15 protein-coding genes and 1 riboswitch are annotated in these 18,307 nt (G+C 41.0%); of the genes, 3 read left to right on the forward strand and 12 right to left on the reverse strand.

The features are described from left to right. Position 1 precedes the first annotated feature (1 nt). The 6 genes from ISX45_RS15295 to ISX45_RS15320 all read right to left on the reverse strand — a co-directional run bounded on the left by ISX45_RS15295 (position 2) and on the right by ISX45_RS15320 (position 6,180). Positions 2 to 1,063: an LLM class flavin-dependent oxidoreductase gene (locus ISX45_RS15295; protein WP_181555319.1), complete on the reverse strand. Its 1,062-nt coding sequence runs from the start codon at positions 1,061 to 1,063 to the stop codon at positions 2 to 4. Between the two features lie 71 nt (positions 1,064 to 1,134). Next, a riboswitch (SAM riboswitch) is annotated at positions 1,135 to 1,242 on the reverse strand. A 96-nt stretch (positions 1,243 to 1,338) separates the two neighbouring features. Beyond that, positions 1,339 to 1,638, reverse strand: a complete 300-nt coding sequence (gene qoxD, locus ISX45_RS15300; RefSeq protein WP_181555318.1) for a cytochrome aa3 quinol oxidase subunit IV — start codon at positions 1,636 to 1,638, stop codon at positions 1,339 to 1,341. A 1-nt stretch (position 1,639) separates the two neighbouring features. Then, complete coding sequence (gene qoxC / locus ISX45_RS15305) at positions 1,640 to 2,254, reverse strand: cytochrome aa3 quinol oxidase subunit III (RefSeq protein ID WP_181555317.1); 615 nt, start codon at positions 2,252 to 2,254, stop codon at positions 1,640 to 1,642. Positions 2,255 to 2,256: 2 nt separating this feature from the next. Next, the gene (qoxB, locus tag ISX45_RS15310) at positions 2,257 to 4,203 is read right to left on the reverse strand and encodes a cytochrome aa3 quinol oxidase subunit I (protein WP_181555316.1); all 1,947 of its coding nucleotides are present in this window, start codon (positions 4,201 to 4,203) and stop codon (positions 2,257 to 2,259) included. A gap of 115 nt (positions 4,204 to 4,318) precedes the next feature. Next, complete coding sequence (gene qoxA / locus ISX45_RS15315; protein WP_181555315.1) at positions 4,319 to 5,209, reverse strand: cytochrome aa3 quinol oxidase subunit II; 891 nt, start codon at positions 5,207 to 5,209, stop codon at positions 4,319 to 4,321. Positions 5,210 to 5,466: 257 nt separating this feature from the next. Next, positions 5,467 to 6,180: a TrmH family RNA methyltransferase gene (locus ISX45_RS15320; protein ID WP_194519363.1), complete on the reverse strand. Its 714-nt coding sequence runs from the start codon at positions 6,178 to 6,180 to the stop codon at positions 5,467 to 5,469. Positions 6,181 to 6,880: 700 nt separating this feature from the next. Here ISX45_RS15320 and alaP point away from each other — a divergent pair. Next, positions 6,881 to 8,281, forward strand: coding sequence for an alanine permease AlaP (alaP, locus tag ISX45_RS15325; RefSeq protein ID WP_181555313.1), 1,401 nt, complete (start codon positions 6,881 to 6,883; stop codon positions 8,279 to 8,281). Between the two features lie 43 nt (positions 8,282 to 8,324). Here the strand turns inward: alaP and ISX45_RS15330 are convergent, their stop codons facing one another. The 5 genes from ISX45_RS15330 to ISX45_RS15350 all read right to left on the reverse strand — a co-directional run bounded on the left by ISX45_RS15330 (position 8,325) and on the right by ISX45_RS15350 (position 11,820). Continuing rightward, positions 8,325 to 8,957, reverse strand: a complete 633-nt coding sequence (locus tag ISX45_RS15330; protein ID WP_181555312.1) for a response regulator transcription factor — start codon at positions 8,955 to 8,957, stop codon at positions 8,325 to 8,327. Next, positions 8,954 to 9,991: a sensor histidine kinase gene (locus tag ISX45_RS15335; RefSeq protein ID WP_181555311.1), complete on the reverse strand. Its 1,038-nt coding sequence runs from the start codon at positions 9,989 to 9,991 to the stop codon at positions 8,954 to 8,956. The genes ISX45_RS15330 and ISX45_RS15335 overlap by 4 nt, the downstream gene beginning before the upstream one ends. Then, positions 9,988 to 10,719, reverse strand: coding sequence for a cell wall-active antibiotics response protein LiaF (gene liaF, locus ISX45_RS15340; protein WP_181555310.1), 732 nt, complete (start codon positions 10,717 to 10,719; stop codon positions 9,988 to 9,990). Before liaF ends, ISX45_RS15335 begins: the two co-directional genes overlap by 4 nt. Positions 10,720 to 10,810: 91 nt before the next feature. Then, a complete protein-coding gene (locus ISX45_RS15345) occupies positions 10,811 to 11,455 on the reverse strand; it encodes a PspA/IM30 family protein (protein WP_181555309.1) in 645 nt (214 codons plus the stop codon). 17 nt (positions 11,456 to 11,472) lie between these two features. Next, positions 11,473 to 11,820, reverse strand: a complete 348-nt coding sequence (locus tag ISX45_RS15350; protein ID WP_181555308.1) for a lmo0954 family membrane protein — start codon at positions 11,818 to 11,820, stop codon at positions 11,473 to 11,475. A 297-nt stretch (positions 11,821 to 12,117) separates the two neighbouring features. Between ISX45_RS15350 and pflB the strand changes: the two genes are divergently transcribed. Continuing rightward, positions 12,118 to 14,376 (forward strand): formate C-acetyltransferase, encoded by a 2,259-nt coding sequence (gene pflB / locus ISX45_RS15355; protein ID WP_194519364.1) that lies wholly within the window; start codon positions 12,118 to 12,120, stop codon positions 14,374 to 14,376. 74 nt (positions 14,377 to 14,450) lie between these two features. Beyond that, positions 14,451 to 15,200, forward strand: coding sequence for a pyruvate formate-lyase-activating protein (gene pflA / locus ISX45_RS15360; protein WP_181555306.1), 750 nt, complete (start codon positions 14,451 to 14,453; stop codon positions 15,198 to 15,200). 359 nt (positions 15,201 to 15,559) lie between these two features. Here pflA and adhE read toward each other — a convergent pair whose 3' ends face one another. Beyond that, on the reverse strand, positions 15,560 to 18,163 hold the full coding sequence (gene adhE, locus ISX45_RS15365; protein ID WP_194519365.1) for a bifunctional acetaldehyde-CoA/alcohol dehydrogenase: 2,604 nt from the start codon (positions 18,161 to 18,163) through the stop codon (positions 15,560 to 15,562). Positions 18,164 to 18,307: the final 144 nt, after the last annotated feature.

Raw genomic sequence — 18,307 nt, forward strand, 5'->3', positions numbered from 1 at the left:
CTTATTTTCCTCCTTTGATTGCCGATAATTGTCTCCGTTCCTCTACTAAAGGCATCACTTGCTTTGCGAACCGCTCCATCTCCTCTAGCTGCGGAGAGAATTGTAAAAGCAATAAATCAACTCCCGCTTCTTCATAAGCTAAAATGCGCTCGGCAATTTGTTCTGGCGTTCCGACGAAATTCGGGCGCAACCCGCGGTTAGATACAGAATAATCTTGTAGTTTCACTTGCAATTCAAGCTGCGATTTGCTGACAAAATCGTTGTATCCCGCATAACCGCTTGATTGTTTCACATCAGTAATGCGCTCTAATTCGGCGAGAGCCTCCTCTTCGCTGTCGCGGCAAATGACGAATGCAGCCATTCCAAATGACCGGAACGGCGCTTTTCCTGCATCCGCACGTCTCTTTTTCATATCGGCAATCTTTTTTGCAATTTCCTCCACTGTCCCTCCATGCATAACATATGCGTCACAATGCTCAACAATCGCCTGCTTGCCTCGCTCACTTTCACCGCCGGCATACAAAATGGGATATGGTTTTTGAACCGGCTTTGGCGCCAAATGAGCATTTTGCACCTCATAAAATTTCCCGCGGAAATGGAATACCTCTTCTGTCCACATCCCTTTTAACACTTGAACAAACTCTTCTGTACGATCATAACGCTCATCATGCGCCGTAAAAATGCCCCCATATTGGCGTGCTTCTTCTTCCCACCAAGCAGACACAACGTTTAGCGTAAATCGTCCATTGCTAATATGATCAATATTCGCCGCCATTTTCGCCGTCACTGCCGGATTATGAAATCCCGGTCGTACTGCTGTCATAATTTCAATTTTTTCCGTTACCGCTGCTAATGCCGCAGCCGTTGACCATGCTTCGAGTGAATCATGTTCAGGACCTTTAATATCATTTAAGTATAACTCGGCAATCAACGTCGTACTATAACCCCATGTTTCCGCTGCTTGAATGACTTTTTTCGCATATTCAAATGTCGCTGGCATTTGCTCATTTTCGACGTTTCGCAACCATCCGCCGAAAATAGGCATCCAAAAACCGTATCTCATTTTACTCTCCCCCTCTACTACTCTATAAAAATAAAAACTTCTTCGATAAGAAGAAGTTTGTTCATCGCTTCATCTTATCTTTCAGAACAAACGGTTCTGCTGGAATTAGCACCTTTCTGACCAATGTCAGCGGTTGCTGGGCTTCATAGGGCCATTCCCTCTGCCTCTCTTGATAAGACTTTCCCTATTAAATTACAGTAATCCTACCACAAAACTATGTTTTAAGTCAATATATTTAAAGCTGGCTTTCCTAAAATGGAAAACCAGCTTTATTATTACACTACAAACCACATTACCCAAATTGAACCAATCACAATAACAATCGCGATAAAAAAGGCATATGCCATGTTAATCGTTTGGATTTTCCCGCTATCACTTTCTGTCATATGCATAAACATAAACAACTGCAAACTCGCTTGCAACATTGCCAGTATCACAATAATGCCAATAATCAATTTCGTCGCTAATCCCGATGACAATACGACCCATAATGCCGCGAACGTTAACACAAGGGATAAAACGAATCCAATAACATGTTTCCAAGGAAATGTTTCATGGTGATCGTTCGTTGCCATCTTATATCACCATCCCTGTCAAGTAAACTAGCGTAAAGATGAAAATCCATACAACGTCAAGGAAATGCCAATACAAACTAACAATGAACACTTTTCGCGCTGTTCGCGGCGTAAAACCACGTTGGAGAAGTTGAATAATAATTAAAATCATCCAACCAATTCCAAGACTCACGTGCGCCCCGTGCGTACCGACAAGCACGAAAAAGCTCGAAAGAAATGCGCTCGTCTGAATCGTCGCGCCTTCATGGACGTAATCAATAAACTCTCTAATTTCAAACGTAATAAACCCTGCTCCTAAAAGAAGGGTGATAATCAGCCACGTCAGCAATCCTTTTAAACGGTTGCGGCGCATTTCATGAATTGCAAGCCCACAAGTGAAGCTGCTCGTTAACAGAAGAAGAGTTTCAATCATTACTTCTTTTACTTTAAACAGCTCCATAGCTGTTGGACCGTGGCCTGTGCGTTGAAATAATACGAGATAAGTGGCAAACAGGGTCGCAAAGAGCGCGACCTCTGCGCCAAGGAAAATCCAGAATCCTAAAATATTCAGGCGGCTTTCCTCTGTCCGATATTCTAACGGCATTTTTTCATCATAATGATGAGCAACTTCTGCCATTGTTACGCCCCCTTCCGTGCCAAACGCTCGGTGCGTTTAATCTCATCCACACTAATGTAGTAACCATCATCATCATCAAACGAGCGAAGAATTAAACCAAGTATAATAAATATCGTCGCAATAATCGCCATTGTATACCATTCAAACACAAGGCCGAATCCCGCAAAGAAAAAGGCAATCGAAATGAGGAACGGTCGACCAGAATTGCTTGGCATATGAATCGGTTTCAATTTCTCTTCGTCGATTTCTAGACCTTTTCCTGTTTTTTTCATGACCCAATATGCATCTAAATCAGTGACTTCTGGAATAATCGCAAAGTTATAATGTGCAACTGGTGAAGATGTCGCCCATTCGAGCGTACGACCATCCCATGGGTCCCCTGTCATGTCGCGCTCGCCGTAACGCGCGCTGTAATAAATGTTATAGCATAACACAATAAAGCCAATGCCCATTAAAGCGGCGCCCACTGTCGCGACAACGTTAAGCGGAGTCCAACCAAGTCCCGCAGAATAGGTATACATGCGTCGCGTCATTCCCATTAATCCTAAGAAATACATTGGGAAGAAGCAGATATTAAAGCCGATCATAAATAGCCAGAACGTCCATTTTCCTAAACGCTCGTTTAAAATATGACCGAACATTTTCGGATACCAGTAATGAAGTCCGGCAAAACAAGCGAACACCGTACCTGCAATTAATACATAATGGAAATGGGCAATTAAGAAATAACTGTTATGATATTGATAATCCGCCGCCGCCATCGCCAGCATCACCCCAGTGACTCCACCGATGACGAAGTTCGGAATAAACGCCAATGACCAAAGCATGGCTGTTGTAAAGCGAATTTTCCCTTTCCGAAGCGTAAATAGCCAGTTGAAAATTTTTACGCCTGTCGGAATCGCAATCGCCATCGTTGTAATCGAGAAGAACGAGTTCACCGCAGCTCCTGCGCCCATCGTAAAGAAGTGGTGCACCCATACAAGAAAGCTTAAAAAGGCGATTCCTACAATCGAAAATACCATTGCTTTATAACCAAACAGACGTTTGCGCGCAAACGTACTAACAACTTCAGAGAAAATCCCGAATGCTGGTAAAACGACGATATATACTTCAGGGTGACCCCAAATCCAGAACAAGTTCGCCCAAAGCATTGACATACCGCCATTTGCCATTGTAAAGAATTGCGTATCAAATAAACGGTCAAATGTCATAAGTGCTAACGCAACCGTGAACACCGGGAACGCAAAAATGATAATGACACATGTAATTAAAATCGTCCATGTAAACATTGGCATGCGCATTAACGTCATTCCTGGCGCACGCATTTTTAAAATGGTGACTAAGAAGTTAATCCCTGTCATTAATGTACCAATACCGGAAATTTGCAAGGCAACCGCGTAATAGTTGTTCCCTACCCCCGGACTAAACTCTTTGCTGGCAAGCGGGAAGTAAGATGTCCATCCGGCATCCGGAGAACCACCAATAACGAATGCAATATTGAACAACATCGCACCAACGAAAAATAACCAGAAACTTAACGCATTTAAATAAGGATAAGCAACATCTCGTGCACCAATTTGTAGCGGCACGACAATATTCATTAACCCAATAATAAACGGCATCGCCATGAATATAATCATGATCGTACCATGGGTTGTGAAAATTTCGTTATAATGCTGAGAATCGAGAAATTTCATATTTGGCACTGTTAGTTGCGCGCGCATTAATAACGCATCGACACCGCCGCGGAATAACATCAATACCGCGGAAATAATATACATAACACCAATCTTTTTATGATCAACAGTTGTTAACCATTCATTCCAAAGCCATTTCCATTTTTTAAAATACGTAAGCACGAAAACAATTCCAATCGCTGTCAGTACAATCGAGACATCAGCGGCATAAATAAGCGGCTCGCCTGTTACGAAAAATTCGCTCCACTTCATGCGCACATTCCTCCTTCCACACGCTGCTTATAATGGATAGCAATCGACTGAAAACCATTAATGCCTATGACCATGATGTTCTTTCTCTTTTTCATGGCCCATACTCATATGATGACTATTTTGTTTCGCATACGTCTTCTTCAAGGCTCATACTCATATGATCATGACTATTTTGTTCCGCATGATCAATCCATTCAAGATGAGTATTGGAAAACGTCATTCGACCGACAAGTCCAGGCTTTAAAATATTCGCATATTTTCCCTTATTTAACTTTGGTGCCGTCCGTTGTACCTCTTTTACCCATTTTTCAAAGTCATCTTTTGTTTGTGCAACGACTTCAAATTCCATATGCGTAAAGCCTTTACCAGAGAAGTTCGCACTTCGCCCCATATACGAGCCAGGATGATCAGCTTGAAGAATCAACTCTGTTTCCATGCTATCCATCGCATACTTTTGTCCACCTAGCTCCGGTACCCAAAATGAGTTCATTGGACCGACCGATGTTAACTTAAATTTTACTGGAACATCTTCTGGAATATTGACATAGTTCACTGTTTCGATGTTTTGTTCTGGGTAACTAAAAATCCATTTCCAGTTTGCCGCCGTCACATGGATTGTTAGCGGCTTTACATCCTTTTGAGTTGGCTTTTCAAGCGCAAACGTTGTTTTCACCGTTGGAATCGCCAGCGCCGTAACAATTAAAATCGGAATAGCCGTCCACACGATTTCCAATAACGTGTTTCCTTCCTCTTCAGGCGGCTCATAATCAGCATTTTCTGGCTTTTCGCGATAACGGATAAGAACAATCGTAAATAACACAAAAACAACAATAATAATGAAAGCCATAAAACCACATGACCAAACAATTAACTCATATTGACTTTTGGCAACAGGACCTTTTGGATGTAAAACAACCATGTTTTCGCTGCATCCACTTAGAAACAATAGTAACGATAATGGAAGCAATGAAAACCATTTCCACACCTTATTTTTCACTTGCTGCATAGGTGCGCTTCCTCCTTCATGCTCATTTACGAAGTAACATTAACACACGAATCCAAACCATTATTATATTTTCTAACATATCAAAAGTAAAAATGTTTGGAATCAGCTTGAGAAAAAGTTCACAATTCGGAAAAACATTTGTCACAATATGTTCACGAATTGTTCATGAAATGTTCATTTGTATGTATAAAACATACAATCATACCAAGAAACAACTCAAATAAAAAAATTGACCTTCTCATCGCAACATGAGAAGATCAATAGGATCGTCCAAGACGTTCTTCCATCATTTTTCGAATGCGCGGCTGAAGCGTTTGCCACATCCATTTTTCATAAAGCTCTTTTTTCTCAGCGAATGTTAAATAATACGTTTCACCTGCTTGCTTGCGCGCCCGCTCGGTGACATCGTACAACGTAAGAGCCGCCGCAACCGATATATTAAAACTTTGCACAAAGCCGTACATCGGAATGATAAAGGTTCCATCCGACAAATGAACCGCCTCTTCCGAAACACCGCGGTGCTCATTCCCAAATAAGAGTGCGGTAGGTCGCGACAGATCGATGTCGTGAAGCGGAACCGTTCCTTCTCCTAGATAACTCGCTAACACTTGATATCCATTCGCTTGCAACTCCTTAATAGCAGTCGCAATATCCCGCTTTTGATGAAGCGTCAGCCACTTGTCGGCATGTCGCGTCACAAACGGATTCGGCTGAAACGGCGCCTGCCCTGTGACGACATACACATCTTGCAATCCAAACGCCTCCGCCGTGCGCAATACCGCTGCTTGATTGTGCGGATCATCTACCGCCTCTGTTAACACGGTAATATAACGAGTGCGTTGATTCAACACATCATACATCCGTTTCAAACGCTCTGGAACAATCATTTCCCAAATTGGGCGATTTTCTTCCGTTAATAGTCCTTCGTGCTGCAACTGTTCAATGAACGTTTTTGCCTCTTGTTCGTTCATTGCAACCTCCTTCGTTCCATCATATTTGCCTAGAGCGAATTCCATTGTACAAAATTTCAGGAGGGTGGGCAAATGACTCACTTCTGGTGATATCCAAGCAAAAAAGAGAGAACTTCCTTCTTTTCTTTGGAGTCCTTCAATCATTACATCCAATCCCTCTCACGTACGTGCTCGTCGACAAGTACATCTTTTCTGAGGACGAACATGAGGGTTTCAACGGTTTGAATAACGTAGCCGAGATGGGGCGATTTGTGCAGCACTTGGAAAGCATTTTGCTCAACGACCAAAGTCCGTGATGCCCTTGAATGAATTCAAAAATTGCTCGGCAACAACGGCGTAAATACGACGCATTCAAGAAGACCCTATACTTCTTGCTTTAATGTTTCAATCCTAATCACTCAGCAAAACCGTACTATTTTTCATAGTCAATAGCAATTACCAAGTGCATAACCAATGCTTCCCTGCTTTACACAGAAATGATGTCATCCTATGCATGCTGCCATATATTTTTTATTAGCAAATGTAAAAATTATTGTAATATAGTCTCAATTGAAAAAATTTACCTAACTAAATTTATTTACAAACATATTTATTTTGTATATATTAAAATTAAGTTTTTGGAATGTAAGCGCTTTACAAATATATCAAAATGATTTATTTATTTTCTAAAATTAAAATAGTCTTGATGGGAGGAAACCATATGCCAAACTCTACTCCTGGCAAAGAACTACATCGAGGATTAGAAGAAAGACATATTACCCTTATGTCCCTCGGTGCAGCGATTGGAGTTGGATTATTTCTTGGCTCTGCGTCTGCTATTAAACTAGCAGGGCCAGCGATTTTAATAGCATATGCAGTTGGCGGTCTTATCATGTTCTTTATTATGCGTGCTTTAGGTGAAATGGCAATCGAAAATCCCGTTGCTGGCTCATTTAGCCGCTATGCGCGGGATTATTTAGGCCCTCTTGCTGGTTATTTAACTGGTTGGAATTATTGGTTTTTATGGGTTGTTACTTGTATGGCGGAAATTACAGCGGTTGGGGTTTACATGCAATATTGGTTCCCGGATACTCCGCAATGGATTTGGGCATTAGCAGCTCTCGTCATCATGACAACGGTGAATTTTCTTGCCGTAAAAGCATATGGAGAGTTAGAATTCTGGTTCGCACTTATTAAAATTGTCACGATTGTGTTTATGATTCTAGTTGGTCTTGGTATGATCATCTTTGGTTTTGGCAACGGAGGTGTAGCGACCGGAATCAGCAATCTTTGGAAACATGGCGGCTTTTTCGCACATGGAATCACCGGTGTGTTAATGTCTCTACAAATGGTGATGTTTGCTTATTTAGGAATTGAAATGATTGGTGTTACAGCTGGAGAGGTAAAAAACCCTAAAAAATCGTTGACTCGTGCCATTGACTCAGTATTCTGGCGCATTTTGATTTTCTATGTCGGCGCCTTGTTCGTTATTATGTCTATTTATCCTTGGAATGAAATTGGACAAAAGGGAAGCCCGTTTGTATTAACATTTGAAAAAATCGGCATACCATCCGCTGCGGGAATTATTAACTTCGTTGTCTTAACCGCCGCTTTGTCTTCCTGCAATAGCGGAATTTTCAGTACGGGTCGCATGTTATTTAACTTGGCCCAGCAAGGTGAAGCACCACAACGATGCTCCCAATTAACCAAAGGCGGCATACCTGGTATAGCTGTATTAATTTCCGCAGCAGCATTATTAATCGGCGTTTGCTTAAACTACATTGTTCCTGACGAAGTATTCGCATGGGTGACTAGCATTGCTACATTTGGAGCAGTATGGACGTGGGCGATCATTTTGTTGTCACAACTTCGCTTCCGTAAGCGCTTAAGTGCTGAAAAACAAAAACAACTAACATATAAAATGCCGCTCTTCCCTTACAGCTCCTATATAGCACTTGCGTTTTTAATCGGCGTCATCGGCCTCATGGCATACTTTCCTGATACAAGAATCGCACTCATTGTCGGACCAGCTTGGTATGCCATTTTAATCGCCTTCTACTATGGCAAAGGATTGCATAAAAAAAATAAAACTAGCGCTTCCGAGCAAAAACAAGTGAGCTAACGAAACAAACCATCCCCCTTTCACTACACGTCAAAGGGGGATGTTATTTTACTAGTGAATGTTTAAAGGCATAAATGACCGCTTGCGTCCGATCTTGTACTCCAAGTTTGCTTAATATATTGCTCACATGGACTTTGACTGTTTTTAACGCTATAAATAGTTCATCAGCAATCTCTTGGTTCGTTTTTCCTTGTGCCATTAAAAGCAAAATCTCCATTTCCCGGTTCGTTAACTCTTCATGGGGAAGGCGCGTCTGTTTTTGGCGCATTTTTACCATCATTTTGTTCGTGACTTCTGGCTCTAATACAGATTGTCCATAAAAGGTGGCGCGAATAGCATCAGCGATTTCGTGCGCTTTCGATGTTTTTAACATATAACTTGTCGCACCCGCTTCGAGTGCTGGATACACTTTTTCATCGTCAAGAAAGCTTGTGACAATGATAATTTTTGCTTCGGGCCATTGTGCGATAATCTGCTTTGTAGCCTCAATCCCATCCATCTCCGGCATCACTAAATCCATTAAAATAATATCAGGGCGCAACTGTAAAGCTAGTTCCACCGCTTTTTTTCCGTTATCCGCTTCTCCAACGACTTCAATGTCTTGTTGCGAAGATAAAAATGCTGAAACACCGATTCGCACCATTTCATGATCATCCGCAAATAATACTCGAATCATTCTATGTCACCCCCTACTACTGGCACTCTCACTTCTAATCGCGTTCCTTGATTCGGCACGCTCACAATTTGTAACGTGCCGCCGATTTCCACGGCCCGTTCATGCATGTTTTGTAAGCCGTACGACCCTGTTTTCGTTTCTTCGACGTTAAAACCAATTCCATCATCGGATACGCGCAAAATGACAAGATTGTCCCTCTGAATTAACAGTACTTCCAATGTCGTTGCTTTCGCATGACGAAGCGTATTGGATACCGATTCTTGCAAAATACGAAATAGATGGTCTTCCACTCCTTTATCCAGTGGGATCGGTTCCACTTTCCATTGTATTTTCATTGGAACTTTTTGTTGTAATTCCATTAAAAGCTCTTGAATGCCTTCTTGGAGCGACTTTCCTTTTAATGCAACCGGACGAAGGTGAAGTAAAAGGGCCCGCATTTCGAGTTGTGATTGATGAATCATTTCCTCTACTAATTGGAATTGCTTGGCTTCTCTCTCATTTGAAAACGTCTTTGCCTCATTTATCGCCGAGATGAGCATAGAAGCAGCAAACAATTGCTGGCTAACTGAATCATGAAGCTCTCGCGCTAATCGGTGACGCTCTTGCGAGACAAGCTCTTGAATGCGTTTTTCCTGATCTTCCGCTTTTTCATTGGCAAGTCGTTGAGACAATTTGACCTGTTCCGCCATATGCTTTTGAATCTTTTCAATGCGCATCATCATTGCCTCTAACTCTTTTAACCGTAGCGTCTCCTTCCTTTCAATTGGCTGTCCTTGTTCAAGCTGACGCAATGCATCGGTTAACGCCCGCCATTGTTTTTGCCAAAAAAGACCGGAAACGATACCAAACGTCGCTCCAATGATGAGACTCATCCCAAACAAAAAAACGATAAACGGGACATCCATCATTTCTCGTTCCCATAATAAAGACCAGTGCGGCAATGGATATGTCATAAAAACAGCCGCTATCGCGACAATACACAAAAGAAGCGAAAAGCCCATTCCTATCAAAATCTGTCTCTTCAACATATTCATATACGTTTCACCTCTAAAGCTCCCGCGATCATCGAGGTGAGGATTTTGACTTTTCGCTCTGCCTTATCATACCCCGCTGTTTGGAAATGCAATGTCTCGTTGAATAACTTTGTCTCACTGCGTTGAAACACAGAAAGTGAACCAATGATAACAGAATGATGAATACTAACTTCTACTTCATAAGGTACGAGAATTTGGATATTTCCAATTAAATGCCGAATGACAACAACAGCTTCTCCTTTAGGGAGAACAGTATAACTTAAATCAATGATCGTATCACCAATCCCCACTTGAATGTCGATATCATTCCATTCATATACATGTTCTGGCGTTTTTTGACTACCAAAAAAAGTATTTTGCAACAACGGTGTTCGCTGGAAAAGAGCTTCTTCTGTTTGGCTGCTTTGTTCTTGAATAATCGGTTGAATCCGTATAGGAGTTCGCTTTGATTGGGCAAACTGAATAACTATATATACAAAAAACAGAAACAAAAACAATCGAAACGTTACCATATGAAATAAGCAAATCACAAAACTAATGAGTCCAAACCAAAAAAGGGCGGTTCCCGACATCTTTGGCATCCGTTTTCGTCCTATATACATACATCCAACCGTTATCATCAGGAAGAAAATAGCTCCTCCATGAAACAATAGCAATTCGGCTAGAAAGAGTGTAATGGCGATGAGGATCGCCCAGCTAACCCAATCTGTTCTTTGATTACGAAGCATAACATTTCCTCCCTCCTCCGATTGGATGATTTTTTCCTCTAGAAGAAAAAAGGCGCAAAGATCTACGCCCTTTTAGAATACCACGTTTTCATTATAAATTTGAATCGGTTCCTTGTTTTTTCAATTCTCTCTCTAATTGAGCAATGCGTGCATCAATGGTGCTTGAATAATAATCAGCTTTCACTTTCTGCTCGAGACGTTCAAGATATTGTTCAATTTCAATGAACCGAGAATACGGTTTTCCGTAGTGCTCTGCTTCTAATACTCGGTTCATTCGATGATGAGCACGTGCGGCATTCTCCCGTCCCATAAGCTCCATTCGTCTAATTTGCATATCCTTTAACTTATGTTTCATTTCTTCATATTTTCGCTCTAATTCTTCAAGCTGATGAATCGTCTGCTGAAGCGACTCCTTTAGGTGCAATGCGCGTTCTTCATATTTAGCTTGCTCATGAGCGACAAATTGATACAATTCACTTTCTCCTGCCTGTGAAGCAATTTGCGCTTGATTTTTCCGCTTTTCTGCGAGCTCTTTTGCATGATGATACTCACGCGTCAATTCTTCTTTTAATAAGTAATGGCGTTCCAGAAGATGACGCGTCTTTTCTACTTCTCGTTCACATTGCCGCAAATATTCATTTAATAACGCAATAGGATTTTGCTGTTCTTTTTTGTCAAGCATCTCATGTAAATCAGCCATAATAACATTTTTAATACGAGTAAATAAATGAGTCATGTCCGTTTTCCTCCCTTTTAATAGTTCCGTTTTAACTCTGCCCATTGTTTTTCAAAATTGATAAATGGATCATCCACTGGTTCCATGATTGGTTTATGTTTGTTCCACTTTTTGTACACGATATACAACACATAGGCTGCAGCGACACCAATGATAGCCGGTACGTTGGAAGCAGCAGCGGAAAGCGCAATGAGCCCAAGCACCGCCCAAAATACTTTTTTTACGACTGTTTTCGCTTGCACGAATTTTTTAAAGGCATAATACATAATCACGAGGCTAATCGCTAAACCGACGATGGAGCCAAGATTAGCGACAAGCACGATCGCGGCCACTCCGCCTGCAACCAGTAAGGCGCACTTTTTCATCTCTTTTTCCTCCTTTCTTATTTCCAATATTACCAACGAAATGATCCTTCTATAATGAGCCTGAGCTTTATTTTTCTCTAAGACTTGAGACGTAATAGAAAAAGCAGAGGAGTGTATGTATTGAAAAATAAAATCATAGTAACTATCTAGGGATTATCCTTTTTATTTATTTGCTCAATATTTCACAAATCATTCAATAATACGTTCTTCCACTCTTAAGCAAATATAGTATTCTATATTCAGAAGCTGTTATATAAAATTTCACGGCTCTGTTATAGTCTTATGGGAGGGGATATTATGAAACAAACTGTCGTGAAAGAAATTTCATTAGAACCATGGAGAGGATTTAAAGGAACAAAATGGAAGAAGGGGATTGATGTTCGCGATTTCATTTTAAGCAACGTTACTGTTTACTATGGGGATGAATCTTTTCTCGAAGGGCCTACTGAAGCTACGAAAAAATTATGGGAACAAGTGATGGAGTTATCGAAACAAGAGCGCGAAAAAGGCGGCGTTCTTGATATGGATACCGAAATCGTTTCAACGATTACTTCCCATGATCCTGGTTATTTAAACAAAGACCTAGAAAAAATTGTTGGATTTCAAACGGACAAACCGTTTAAACGCTCACTAATGCCATTTGGCGGTATCCGCATGGCAGAGCAATCATGTGAAGCATACGGCTATAAAGTAAGCGATGAAATTAAAAAGATTTTCACTGAATATCGCAAAACACATAACCAAGGTGTATTTGACGCATATACCGATGAAATGAGAGCGGCACGCAAAGCCGGCATTATTACAGGTCTTCCTGATGCATATGGACGCGGCCGCATTATCGGCGACTATCGCCGCGTTGCTTTATACGGTGTTGACCGATTAATTGAAGAAAAACAAAAAGATTTGAAAAATACAGGCGCACGAACAATGACAGAAGACATCATTCGCCTTCGCGAAGAAATTTCCGAACAAATTCGTGCCTTAAAAGAATTAAAACAAATGGCACTCAGCTACGGTTACGACATTTCTCAACCAGCACGCAATGCACATGAAGCATTTCAATGGCTCTATTTTGCTTACTTAGCAGCGATTAAAGAACAAAACGGCGCTGCAATGAGCTTAGGACGCGTTTCCACTTTCTTAGATATTTATATCGAACGCGACTTACAAGAAGGCCAGCTCACAGAAAAAGAAGCCCAAGAACTCGTTGACCATTTCGTTATGAAATTGCGTCTTGTTAAATTTGCAAGAACACCTGATTATAATGAATTGTTTAGCGGCGACCCAACGTGGGTAACAGAGTCCATTGGCGGTATAGCGATTGATGGTCGTCCGTTAGTCACGAAAAACTCATTCCGCTTCCTTCATACATTAGATAACTTAGGCCCTGCGCCAGAACCAAACTTAACGGTGCTTTGGTCAAAACAATTGCCAGAAAAATTCAAAGAATATTGCGCAAAAATGTCAATTAAAACAAGCTCGATTCAATACGAAAATGACGACTTAATGCGCCCTGAATTTGGCGATGATTACGGAATTGCTTGCTGCGTATCGGCGATGAGAATCGGTAAACAAATGCAATTTTTCGGTGCGCGTGCAAACCTTGCGAAAGCGTTATTATACGCGATTAACGGCGGTGTCGATGAAAAATTAAAAATCCAAATCGGGCCAGAATTTGCGCCAATTACATCTGAATATTTAGATTATGATGAAGTTATGCGCAAGTTTGACCATGTTTTAGAATGGCTCGCTGAGCTTTATATTAATACGTTAAATATTATTCATTATATGCATGACAAATATTGCTACGAACGCATTGAAATGGCGCTCCATGATACGAATATTTTACGAACAATGGCAACAGGTATCGCTGGTTTATCCGTTGTTGCGGACTCGTTAAGCGCCATTAAATACGCAAAAGTAAAAACGATTCGCGATGAGAATGGTCTTGCTGTCGACTTTGAAATTGAAGGCGACTTCCCGAAATACGGAAATAACGATGATCGTGTCGATCAAATCGCAGTCGATTTAGTTGAGCGTTTTATGACGAAATTGAAAAAACATAAAACATATCGCGATTCGAAACATACAACGTCTATTTTAACGATCACCTCAAACGTAGTATATGGTAAGAAAACGGGGAATACCCCTGATGGCCGCCGCGCTGGTGAGCCATTTGCTCCAGGAGCGAACCCGTTACATGGCCGCGACACAAAAGGGGCGTTAGCTTCCTTAAGCTCTGTTGCTAAATTGCCATACGAATATGCGTTAGACGGAATTTCGAATACGTTCTCGATCGTACCAAAAGCGTTAGGAAAAGATGAACAAACTCGAGTTCGTAACCTTGTTGCGATTTTAGACGGTTATGCAGAAAAAGGTGGTCACCATCTCAACATTAACGTCTTTAACCGCGAGACATTATTAGATGCAATGGAACATCCGGAAAAATATCCGCAATTGACGATTCGTGTTTCCGGATATGCAGTTAACTTCATTAAATTAACACGCGAACAACAAATTGATGTCATTAACCGTACATTCCACGAAAGTATGTAAGAAAAAAAATCCCCCCTCACGGCGTACTCTCTTCGTGAGGGGGGAGCTTCTATAAGGAAGGGGAGCATCATCCGATGAAAGGGTTTATTCACTCGATTGAATCATGTGGTACCGTAGACGGTCCTGGTCTTCGCTACGTCGTGTTTACACAAGGGTGTGTGTTACGTTGCCAATATTGTCATAATGCCGATACGTGGGAAATTGGCAAAGGAAAAGAAATGACGGTAGAGGAAATTATCACAGATTTAAAAACATATCTCCCGTTTATCGAAGCTTCAGGCGGTGGGATTACTGTCAGCGGTGGCGAACCGCTCTTACAAATGGATTTTTTAATTGAGCTATTTAAAGAGTGCAAAAAAATCGGTATTCATACAACCATTGACTCATCTGGAGGCTGTTACACAACAGAAAATGCATTTCAACAGAAACTGAACGAATTGCTTTTGTATACCGACTTAATTTTACTCGATTTAAAACATATTGATGAAAAAAAACACCGCAAATTAACCGGGAAAACGAATCAACATATTTTGCAATTCGCGCAATTGTTATCCGAGAAAAACGTTCCTATCTGGATTCGTCACGTTCTTGTTCCAACGGTTACAGATGATCCAGAGGACTTACACCGTCTCGCCGCATTTATTCGCACACTCAACAACGTAGAGAAAATCGAAATCCTTCCTTATCATAAATTGGGGGTATACAAATGGAAGACCCTTGGACTTGCTTACCCTCTTGAGGGTATTGAACCTCCTTCGGAAGAAAGCATTCAAATGGCACAACAAATCTTACATGGAAATGAACCTTCCGTGCCTCTTACGTAACGTAAGAGGTCTTTTCATTGCAATTCTACTTCATGCATCAGCCGATTGGTGGGAAAGTTGACAAAAAAAGAAAAAATCCCTGCTTAGCCGCCATAGACATATTCACCTGCAGAAGTGTTTGTGAATCAAAGTATCCATGAGTAATTTTCTACTCCCAATCTATTGATGAAATAATAGGACTCGCAGTTATTTGCACAGAAAACTCACATGGCGGTCGTTCCTCTCGCCACCATCTAATGAAAAATGCGATATTGTAATTACAATAATTTAGCTTCTATTTTTCATACAAAAAGCTTATGAATAAGGGACCCGCTCCCTTGATTCATAAGCCTTTCTCAGAGGAGAAGCTGAGGGATCTATTACACTCCTTTAAACGCTTGGCGATAAATTTCTACTAAATCGCTGACAAGCGGGAGCTTCGGATTAGCGGTTGTACATTGATCTTCAAAGGCAAGCTCTGCTAATTTTTCGACTTTGCTTTCAAATTCTTGTTTGCTGACACCACATGCTTCAATGCTCATTGGAATCTCTAGTTCTCTTGCTAGCTTAATAATCGCTTGAACGAGGCTTTCTACCCCTTCTTCGGTTGTCCGAGCTGGCAAGCCTAGCATTCTTGCAATTTCTGCATAACGTTGATCTGCAACGAAATATTCGTATTTAGGGAATGCTACGAATTTTTTCGGTTTTGTTGCATTATAGCGAATGACGTGCGGCATTAAAATGGTGTTAGCCCGTCCGTGAGCGATATGGAATTCCGCACCAAGTTTATGAGCTAAACTATGATTAATGCCTAAGAACGCATTCGCGAATGCCATACCCGCAATCGTTGATGCATTATGCATTTTTTCACGGGCAACTTCGTCATTTCCGTTTTTATAAGCTCTTGGTAAATATTCAAAAACAAGTTGGATCGCCTTCATTGCAAGACCGTCTGTATAGTCGTTTGCCATATTAGATACATATGCTTCGATCGCATGAGTTAGTACGTCCATCCCTGTATCGGCTGTTACATGTTTTGGCAATGTCATGACAAATTGCGGGTCGACAATCGCCACATCTGGTGTTAATTCATAGTCTGCCAATGGATATTTAATGTTATTTTCTTTATCGGTAATAACCGCAAATGATGTAACTTCTGAACCCGTTCCTGATGTTGTTGGAATCGCCACAAATTGCGCTTTTTGGCCTAGCTTTGGATATTTAAAAACACGTTTCCGAATATCTAAGAATTTTTGTTTCAATCCATTGAAGTCTGTTTCTGGATGTTCATAGAACAGCCACATCGCTTTCGCTGCGTCCATCGCTGAACCGCCGCCGAGCGCAATAATCACATCTGGCTCGAAGCTTCTCATCATATCGGCACCTTTCATCACCGTCGTGATGGATGGGTCGGGCTCTACTTCCGAGAAAATTTCGCAATGAACGTAATCTGGGCGTTTTCGTAAATAATATAACACTTTATCTACGTATCCCAGTTTCACCATACCTTGGTCTGTAACAATAAACGCTTTTGAGATATTCGGCATTTTCGCCAAATATTGCGTAGCATTTTTCTCAAAATAAATTTTTGGTGGTACTTTAAACCATTGCATATTGACAGTCCTTTTCGCCATTTTCTTAATATTAATGAGGTGAATCGTTCCTACGTTCGTTGATACAGAGTTTCCGCCAAATGTACCACAGCCGAGTGTTAGCGATGGAATATATGCATTATAAATATCACCAATCGCTCCTTGTGAAGATGGAGCATTGACAATAATTCGGCCTGCTTTCATTCTCTTGCCAAATTCTGTGATTACATCTTCATTATCAGAATGAATCACAGCTGAGTGACCTAATCCCCCAAACTCTAGCATTTCTTCACAACGCTTAAAACCTTCTTCTGTGCTATTTACTGTATAACAAGCTAACACAGGGCTTAGCTTCTCGCGAGAAAGTGGATACTGCGGACCGACTCCTTTTAATTCGGCAACAAGAATTTTCGTGTCTTTCGGTACGTCGACACCAGCCATTTTTGCAATTTCATATGCCGGTTTCCCAACGATATCAGGGTTGACAGCGCACGTATTTTCATTGATCACGAGTTTTTCTACTTTTTTCTTTTCTTCTTCATTTAAGAAATAACAATGGTTTTCGATCATTTCTTTTTTGACTTTGTCGTAAATCACTTTATCAATGATTACAGCTTGCTCAGAAGCACAAATCATGCCATTATCAAATGTTTTTGATAAAATTAAATCGTTGACCGCTCGTTTCACATTCGCCGTTTTTTCAATATAACAAGGGACGTTACCAGGACCAACACCTAAAGCTGGTTTTCCTGAGCTATAAGCAGCCCTCACCATACCTGCGCCACCAGTTGCTAAAATGAGAGAAACACCTGGATGATGCATGAGTTGTTGTGTTGCTTCTAATGAAGGTGTTTCGATCCATTGGATACAGTGTTCTGGAGCGCCTGCCTTAATCGCTGCTTCACGTAAAACCCTTGCTGCTTCACTACTGCATTTTTGCGCAGATGGATGGAAAGCAAAAATGATTGGGTTACGTGTTTTAATCGAAATAAGTGCTTTAAACATCGTCGTTGATGTCGGGTTTGTTACTGGTGTTACCCCTGCAATTACACCAACCGGTTCTGCAATTTCCACAATTCCTTCATGCGGATTTTCACGAATAATACCGACCGTTTTATCGTACTTAATATTGTGGTATATATATTCGGTTGCGAAAATATTTTTAATGATTTTATCTTCATATACACCACGTTTTGTTTCTTCGACTGCAAGTTTTGCTAATGACATATGCTGATCGAGTCCAGCCAACGCCATTTCTTTAACGATTTTATCAATCGTTTCTTGGTCGTAATCTCTAAATCTTTCTAGTGCCTTTTGAGCATTCGCGACAAGCTGGTCGATCATTTTGGTCACTTCACTTTTTTTGTCTAACACTTTTTCTTCAACAGCCATGTTGACGACCTCCTATTAATTTGTGAAGAATTTCACAAACAAAAAGAAAAATTTTAGATGAGAATCATCTCATCCAGCACACTTTCATTATAAACGGTCGACTGGGATTTCGGTTTGTCAAATTTGTGAAATATTGAACAATCT

The sequence above is a fragment of the Thermaerobacillus caldiproteolyticus genome (assembly GCF_015326725.1).
Taxonomy (GTDB): domain Bacteria; phylum Bacillota; class Bacilli; order Bacillales; family Anoxybacillaceae; genus Thermaerobacillus; species Thermaerobacillus caldiproteolyticus.

Coding starts and splice junctions, on each gene's coding strand:
- ISX45_RS15295 (WP_181555319.1), bottom strand. CDS start 1,063: ATGAGATACGGTTTTTGGATGCCTATTTTCGGCGGATGGTTGCGAAAC.
- qoxD (WP_181555318.1), bottom strand. CDS start 1,638: ATGGCAACGAACGATCACCATGAAACATTTCCTTGGAAACATGTTATT.
- qoxC (WP_181555317.1), bottom strand. CDS start 2,254: ATGGCAGAAGTTGCTCATCATTATGATGAAAAAATGCCGTTAGAATAT.
- qoxB (WP_181555316.1), bottom strand. CDS start 4,203: ATGAAGTGGAGCGAATTTTTCGTAACAGGCGAGCCGCTTATTTATGCC.
- qoxA (WP_181555315.1), bottom strand. CDS start 5,209: ATGCAGCAAGTGAAAAATAAGGTGTGGAAATGGTTTTCATTGCTTCCA.
- ISX45_RS15320 (WP_194519363.1), bottom strand. CDS start 6,180: ATGAACGAACAAGAGGCAAAAACGTTCATTGAACAGTTGCAGCACGAA.
- alaP (WP_181555313.1), top strand. CDS start 6,881: ATGCCAAACTCTACTCCTGGCAAAGAACTACATCGAGGATTAGAAGAA.
- ISX45_RS15330 (WP_181555312.1), bottom strand. CDS start 8,957: ATGATTCGAGTATTATTTGCGGATGATCATGAAATGGTGCGAATCGGT.
- ISX45_RS15335 (WP_181555311.1), bottom strand. CDS start 9,991: ATGAATATGTTGAAGAGACAGATTTTGATAGGAATGGGCTTTTCGCTT.
- liaF (WP_181555310.1), bottom strand. CDS start 10,719: ATGCTTCGTAATCAAAGAACAGATTGGGTTAGCTGGGCGATCCTCATC.
- ISX45_RS15345 (WP_181555309.1), bottom strand. CDS start 11,455: ATGACTCATTTATTTACTCGTATTAAAAATGTTATTATGGCTGATTTA.
- ISX45_RS15350 (WP_181555308.1), bottom strand. CDS start 11,820: ATGAAAAAGTGCGCCTTACTGGTTGCAGGCGGAGTGGCCGCGATCGTG.
- pflB (WP_194519364.1), top strand. CDS start 12,118: ATGAAACAAACTGTCGTGAAAGAAATTTCATTAGAACCATGGAGAGGA.
- pflA (WP_181555306.1), top strand. CDS start 14,451: ATGAAAGGGTTTATTCACTCGATTGAATCATGTGGTACCGTAGACGGT.
- adhE (WP_194519365.1), bottom strand. CDS start 18,163: ATGGCTGTTGAAGAAAAAGTGTTAGACAAAAAAAGTGAAGTGACCAAA.